Here is a 5,169-nt window from a genome sequence, read left to right on the forward strand (position 1 = left end):
AACAGGAGACTGCCGATGCCGTGCCGCTGGCAACCGCGCCGAACATACAACTGACTGACCGACTCCCTAGAGGCCGCGATGAAGCCAAGCAGTTGCTGCCCCGACAGAGCCAGTTGAACCTTGTTCTGAGGCAGCACCGCCTGACGGAAGTATTCGGTCTGCTCCGCTAGCGAATGGGGATCTTGGATTCCCACCGCAGCCTCGAAGCTCGACCGCCACATAGGCACCAGCTCGGCAAGCCAAGGCTCGCTGTATGGAACGACTTCGACTTGAGGCGACGTAGCCACCTCTGCGCCCTAACGTTTGAGCTGAGGCGACCGCCGCGGGTTGGCGCTTGGGCCGCGAGGTGCATGATGCCAGCGAGCGCCTCGCGGCCCAAGTGCCAAGCCGTGGAGGGTCGCCTCGAGCGAAGGGTTAGGCCTCGGTCTCCTTGGCGAAGATGACGATGGAGTGACCCTCGTGTGAGACGGTTTCAAGTTCTGTCCAGCCGCTCCTGCGCAACAGACTGACCGCTGTGGACGTGCCGCAGTAGACGCGCGAGTAGCCCAGCCTGCGTGCATGCTGAACAGCGGCCTCAAGCAGCAGAGAGCCGATGCCACTGCCTCGATGCGAGGGCAGAACCAAGCCGGCAGCAGCCCATGGGCTGAGGTGTCGATGAGTGGGCAGCGAGTCTGCCTTAACAGCGGCGACTCCAACTGGCTTGTTCTCATGGAAAGCGACAAGGCCAACCGGCAGCTTTGACTCGGAGGCGGCAAACGTTCTGAGGTCAGCTGCGGCGTCACCTGGCCCGGCCGGGCCATACCACTCCGGCCATTCGTCGATGAACCAGGAGATCAGCAGTGGGACAAGCTCGGCGTGCCGGGCAAGAGGCGCGACGACGACCACAATGTGTGCTCCGAGGCCTAACGTTTGAGCTGAGACGACCCCGGCGGCGGAGCGCTTGGGCCGCGAGGCGGATGATGCCAGCGAGCGCCTCGCGGCCCAAGTGCGTAGCCGGTGGGGGTCGGCTCGAGCGAAGGGTTAGGCCTCAGCCGCCCGCCAGGCTGGCGGCGTTTCGTTCGTGACCGCGCTTGCACTGGCGCGCGCTGCCTCAAGCGGGCGAACCTCCAGCATGAGCCCGAACTCGAGGCAAGGGTTCTCTGCCGCAATGGCGGCCGCCTCTTCGAGCGTTCCTGCGACGACGAACCAGTAGCCACCAACTAGCTCCTTTGCCTCCGCGAACGGACCATCCGTGATGCCCGCCTTCGACACCAGCTTGCCGCGGTTCTCCAAGCGGCTGCCTCGCTTAAGCTTCCCTTGGCTCAACCCCTGTTCGTACCAGGTGTAGAAGCGATCAATGGCTCCTTGAACTGCCTCCTTGCTGGCGCTTTCGTCCCACTGGCCACGGGAGATCAGCAGGTACTCGTTCTGCGGCATTGGATGACCCCTCGTTGAGGACGTGACTCGTGCGACACGGCGGTGTACCCCTTGAGGCCTAACGTTTGAGCTGAGGGGCCGACGCCGGAATGGCGCTTGGCCCGCGAGGCGGATGATGACAGTGAGCGCCTCGCGGGCCAAGTGCCATGCCGGTGGAGGTCCCGCTCCAGCGAAGGGTTAGGCCTCACTCGACCTACTCACCCTCCCGGGGTTGGAAGATCTCGATCGGATTGCCCGACGGGTCTTCGACGAGTGCCTGCTGGCCGCCTGGACCCTTGATGGGCTTGGCTCTGAAGGTGATGCCAAGCTTCTCGAGCTTGGCGACCGTGGCCTCGATGTCCTTGACCTGAAGGACCAAGCGGTTCCAGCCGCCAGGCGCCGGGAGTTGCCCTGACTGCAGGCGCTTGCGCGCTGACGTACCGGGGCCGCTCAACCAAACCGACAGACCGTGGCCCTTCATGATGGCGAACGGTGGACCCCATCGATCGGCCAGCTTGAAGCCCAGTGCTCGGAAGAAGGGCAACGAAGCGTCCACGTCTTCCACGATGTAGCGCACCACGGCCATGACTTCTCCCTGGAACGGCTGAAGAGGCAAAGCATGCGCACGAAGGCGCTTGTGCTGTTGCTCGTGAGGCATAACGTTTGAGCTGAGGCGCAGACGCCGGGTTGGCGCTTGGCCCGCGAGGCGGATGATAAGAACGACCGCTTCGCGGGCCAAGTGCCAAGCCGGTGGCTGTCGCCTCGAGCGAAGGGTTAGGCGTCGCCGAGCTACGCCGGCTGTGCGTGAAGACGGACACCAAGCGCGCGAGCAACCTTAAGCACGGTAGCGAAGCTGGGGTTCCCGCCTTCGCTTAGGGCACGGTAAAGGCTCTCTCGGCTCAGGCCGGCTTCCTTCGCTACCTGGGACATGCCCTTCGCGCGAGCGATGTCTCCCAAAGCACGGGCGATACCCGATACGTCATCTGGTGCCTCTTCGAGCCACGCGTCGAGATAAGCGGCCATCTCTTCGGGTGTGCGCAGATGCTCTGCGACGTCGTACGGCGTCGTCTTGACCTTGGATGTCTTCTTACGAGCTGCAGTAGCCATGCGATCACTCTCCATACTCTCGTACAAGACGAATGGCCTTCGCGATGTCCTTGGCCTGCGTGGACTTGTTTCCGCCTGCCAGTAGCAGCAGCAGCTTGTTGCCACGCTTGGAGTAATACACGCGGTAGCCGGGACCAAAGTCGATCTTGAGTTCAGAGACTCCGTCCGTGAGGTTGCGGTGGTCGCCGGGATTGCCATGGATCAGGCGATCGACGCGCATCAAAACTCGCGCGCGACCCGCAAGATCCTTCAATCCGCCTAGCCACTCGCGGTAGTCGTCTGTCTGCTCAACGCGCATGCAGCATTGTAGCCCATAGGCCACAACCCCGGGCGCTACCTCTCGGCTGCGACGCCTAACGTTTGAGCTGAGGCGCCCGCCGCGGATTGGCGCTTGGGCCGCGAGCCCGATGATATGCACCACGGGCTCGCGGCCCAAGCGCCAAGCCGTGGAGGGTCGCCTCGAGCGAAGGGTTAGGCGTCGCCGATGACCTCGGTCGAGCGCTAGTTGAGCTTTACAAGCTCTTCGTATCTGCGCGACAGTTCGACAGAGAACATGTGCGTAAGACGGATTCTCCATTGCCCTCCGGAGGGTTCCGCTCGGAAGAGAGAGAACGGCGTTGCGAGCTTTGCAGCGTCCTGCAAGCGTTCAGATGTAGCGTCCCTTCTACTTTGATCGGCGGGGGAAAAGGTCAGATCCATCGACATGGTGCAAGTAAATGGTTTGCCAAGAGCCGTATCACCGAGCTCAGTCGATCCAGTGACAATCGCACCAATCACCGGGCGAAGACCTACTGACTTCTGAGCTAGAAAGAACTGAGCCAGCTCGGGGTCGCGAAGACCTGCTGAAAGCAGCCTATTCATCACCGTTGCTGTTGTCGGAGAGTTGCAGAATCCGACTCTTGTTTGAGGCGAGCACGCTGATGAGTGCAGTCTTCGTTCTTCTTCGGTCCACGGATCACCGCTCTCGATAGGGAAGCAACCCGCAACCCAGCTGGAGGCGCTAGTGCCACCTTTGGGGCAATCAAACCCAAGGAGCGCGCAAGCCACGGCGGTCGAATCCCGTGAAAATGCGGTCTCGCTGGCTATTCTTTCGAGTCCTCCCTGAAAGTTTCGACTTCTCAGAATCCAGAAAGCGGTGGAGGCCCCATTCAAGGAAGCCTGCCGCAGACGCAGATAGTGCTGGGCTGCCACCAGAGCCCTTGTCGCAGCAACGAACTCAGGGCCACCCGGGCCTCGCTCCAAGCTAGCAAGTTCCGAAAGTTCCTGGAGAGCTTGTTGATCACCATGGATAGCCTTAGCTGCTCGTATGTTCATTAGATCTCGCTTCTCACAACTCCGAATTCGGTCGTCGAGCGCTTCAGCCTCAGCTCTGTATTTGCGCCAAGCATTCGAAAGCGCATGCCCACTGGCTTCCAGGGCCCGTAGGGCGGCAACCGCCCCTTGGTCCTTTGCGACTGGGAACATGGCCAAGCGGGCCATCAACGCGACATCGTGGGGATCCGGCATCCTTGACCCATCAAGAACGGCCATCAGGTCTGGGCGATTCAACCTGTGTAGAGCGATCAAGTCCGGCAACGTCAGTCTGGGTTCTCGTGAGTTCACAAACGGGCAGTTGAAGACAAACTGCATGCTCGCGCTGCCAGTAATCGTATCGGCGTACCAGCCGGGGCCGAGCGGAACACCTGGGGATTGCACCTGCGGCTCGAGGAGCGTTGGGCGGACTTCCACGTCTGGCGCAGCTTGGGGAACGCTGGACGATGTCGAATTGGAGCAATTCTTTACTCCCAGCATTACGACGCAGTTCCATTTGTCTAGTGCGCCAGTAATGGAGGGCGAGGACGTTGCACAGCCAGCAATGTTGAGAGTAAGGAAGATGATGAGAGTGCGACCAAGCACGGCTTTCTCCTCGACTGTCGATCCGGTAAAGCGCAATCGTACGTTGCGACGCCTAACGTTTGAGCTGAGGCGACCGCCGCGGGTTGGCGCTTGGGCCGCGAGGTGCATGATGCCAGCGAGCGCCTCGCGGCCCAAGTGCCAAGCCGTGGAGGGTCGCCTCGAGCGAAGGGTTAGCCGTCATCTCGCGGTAGGGCGTATACCCTCTCTGTGCACGGCTCACCTCGGAACACGACTCGGCGGCTCTCGCTGAACTCGAAGCCAACGCGCTCTAGCAGCCTGACGCTCGGTAGGTTTCGCTCGTCGGTGATGCCAAGAACGCTGGTGGCGCTGGTAGCCGAGAAGAAGACTTGGAGCGCCTCGCGGACCGCAAGAGTTGCGACGCCACGACCTTGGAATGCCGGATGAAGCGTGAAGCCGACTTCTCCAGAGGTTCCGTCTTCGGAAAGGTACAGGCCGATGTCTCCGACAAGCGCGTCAGACGCAGGCTCGGCGATTCCGAGTTGTACCCAGTGACCCGGTGCAAAGAGAGGTGCGCGATGCACTTCGTCGAGGAACTGAAGTGCCTCGGCATCCGACATAGGCGACCAGCCCTGGTAGCGCCCGAGCTCCGGCAATGAACGATAGGCTTGGAACGCACCGAGATCGCGTTGGTGAAGGCGGCGAAGGCGACCACCGCGGAACTCGCGTGGCAGCAGCGTCTCGTGCATGACGGCTAACGTTTGAGCTGAGGGGCCGTAGCCGGGAAGGCGCTTGGCCCGCGAGGCGGATGAT

General features: G+C 61.7%; 7 protein-coding genes. All 7 read right to left on the minus strand.

What is annotated here, in order from left to right; all coding sequences use genetic code 11:
- The coding region (locus tag D9C15_RS33820; protein WP_205854971.1) for a GNAT family N-acetyltransferase at positions 1 to 194 on the minus strand (194 nt) is incomplete at its 3' end.
- A gap of 220 nt (positions 195 to 414) precedes the next feature.
- Positions 415 to 885 carry a GNAT family N-acetyltransferase gene (locus tag D9C15_RS32470; RefSeq protein WP_164886962.1) on the minus strand — a complete coding sequence of 157 codons (471 nt, stop codon included), beginning with the start codon at positions 883 to 885 and terminating at the stop codon, positions 415 to 417.
- Between the two features lie 135 nt (positions 886 to 1,020).
- Complete coding sequence (locus tag D9C15_RS32475; RefSeq protein WP_128003600.1) at positions 1,021 to 1,416, minus strand: YciI family protein; 396 nt, start codon at positions 1,414 to 1,416, stop codon at positions 1,021 to 1,023.
- 193 nt (positions 1,417 to 1,609) lie between these two features.
- The gene (locus D9C15_RS32480) at positions 1,610 to 1,981 is read right to left on the minus strand and encodes a VOC family protein (RefSeq protein WP_128003601.1); all 372 of its coding nucleotides are present in this window, start codon (positions 1,979 to 1,981) and stop codon (positions 1,610 to 1,612) included.
- Between the two features lie 203 nt (positions 1,982 to 2,184).
- Positions 2,185 to 2,502 (minus strand): addiction module antidote protein, encoded by a 318-nt coding sequence (locus D9C15_RS32485; protein WP_128003602.1) that lies wholly within the window; start codon positions 2,500 to 2,502, stop codon positions 2,185 to 2,187.
- A 4-nt stretch (positions 2,503 to 2,506) separates the two neighbouring features.
- Complete coding sequence (locus tag D9C15_RS32490) at positions 2,507 to 2,800, minus strand: type II toxin-antitoxin system RelE/ParE family toxin (protein ID WP_128003603.1); 294 nt, start codon at positions 2,798 to 2,800, stop codon at positions 2,507 to 2,509.
- Between the two features lie 1,768 nt (positions 2,801 to 4,568).
- Positions 4,569 to 5,169 (minus strand): GNAT family N-acetyltransferase (locus D9C15_RS32495; protein WP_205854972.1); only part of this gene is annotated, 601 nt, incomplete at its 5' end.

The sequence above is a fragment of the Piscinibacter defluvii genome (genome assembly GCF_004011805.1).
In the GTDB taxonomy this organism is placed as follows: Bacteria; Pseudomonadota; Gammaproteobacteria; order Burkholderiales; family Burkholderiaceae_C; genus Piscinibacter; species Piscinibacter defluvii.

Excerpts from the sequence above, each read along its gene's own strand:
- D9C15_RS32475 (WP_128003600.1), bottom strand. The coding sequence starts at position 1,416 with ATGCCGCAGAACGAGTACCTGCTGATCTCCCGTGGCCAGTGGGACGAA.
- D9C15_RS32480 (WP_128003601.1), bottom strand. The coding sequence starts at position 1,981 with ATGGCCGTGGTGCGCTACATCGTGGAAGACGTGGACGCTTCGTTGCCC.
- D9C15_RS32485 (WP_128003602.1), bottom strand. The coding sequence starts at position 2,502 with ATGGCTACTGCAGCTCGTAAGAAGACATCCAAGGTCAAGACGACGCCG.
- D9C15_RS32490 (WP_128003603.1), bottom strand. The coding sequence starts at position 2,800 with ATGCGCGTTGAGCAGACAGACGACTACCGCGAGTGGCTAGGCGGATTG.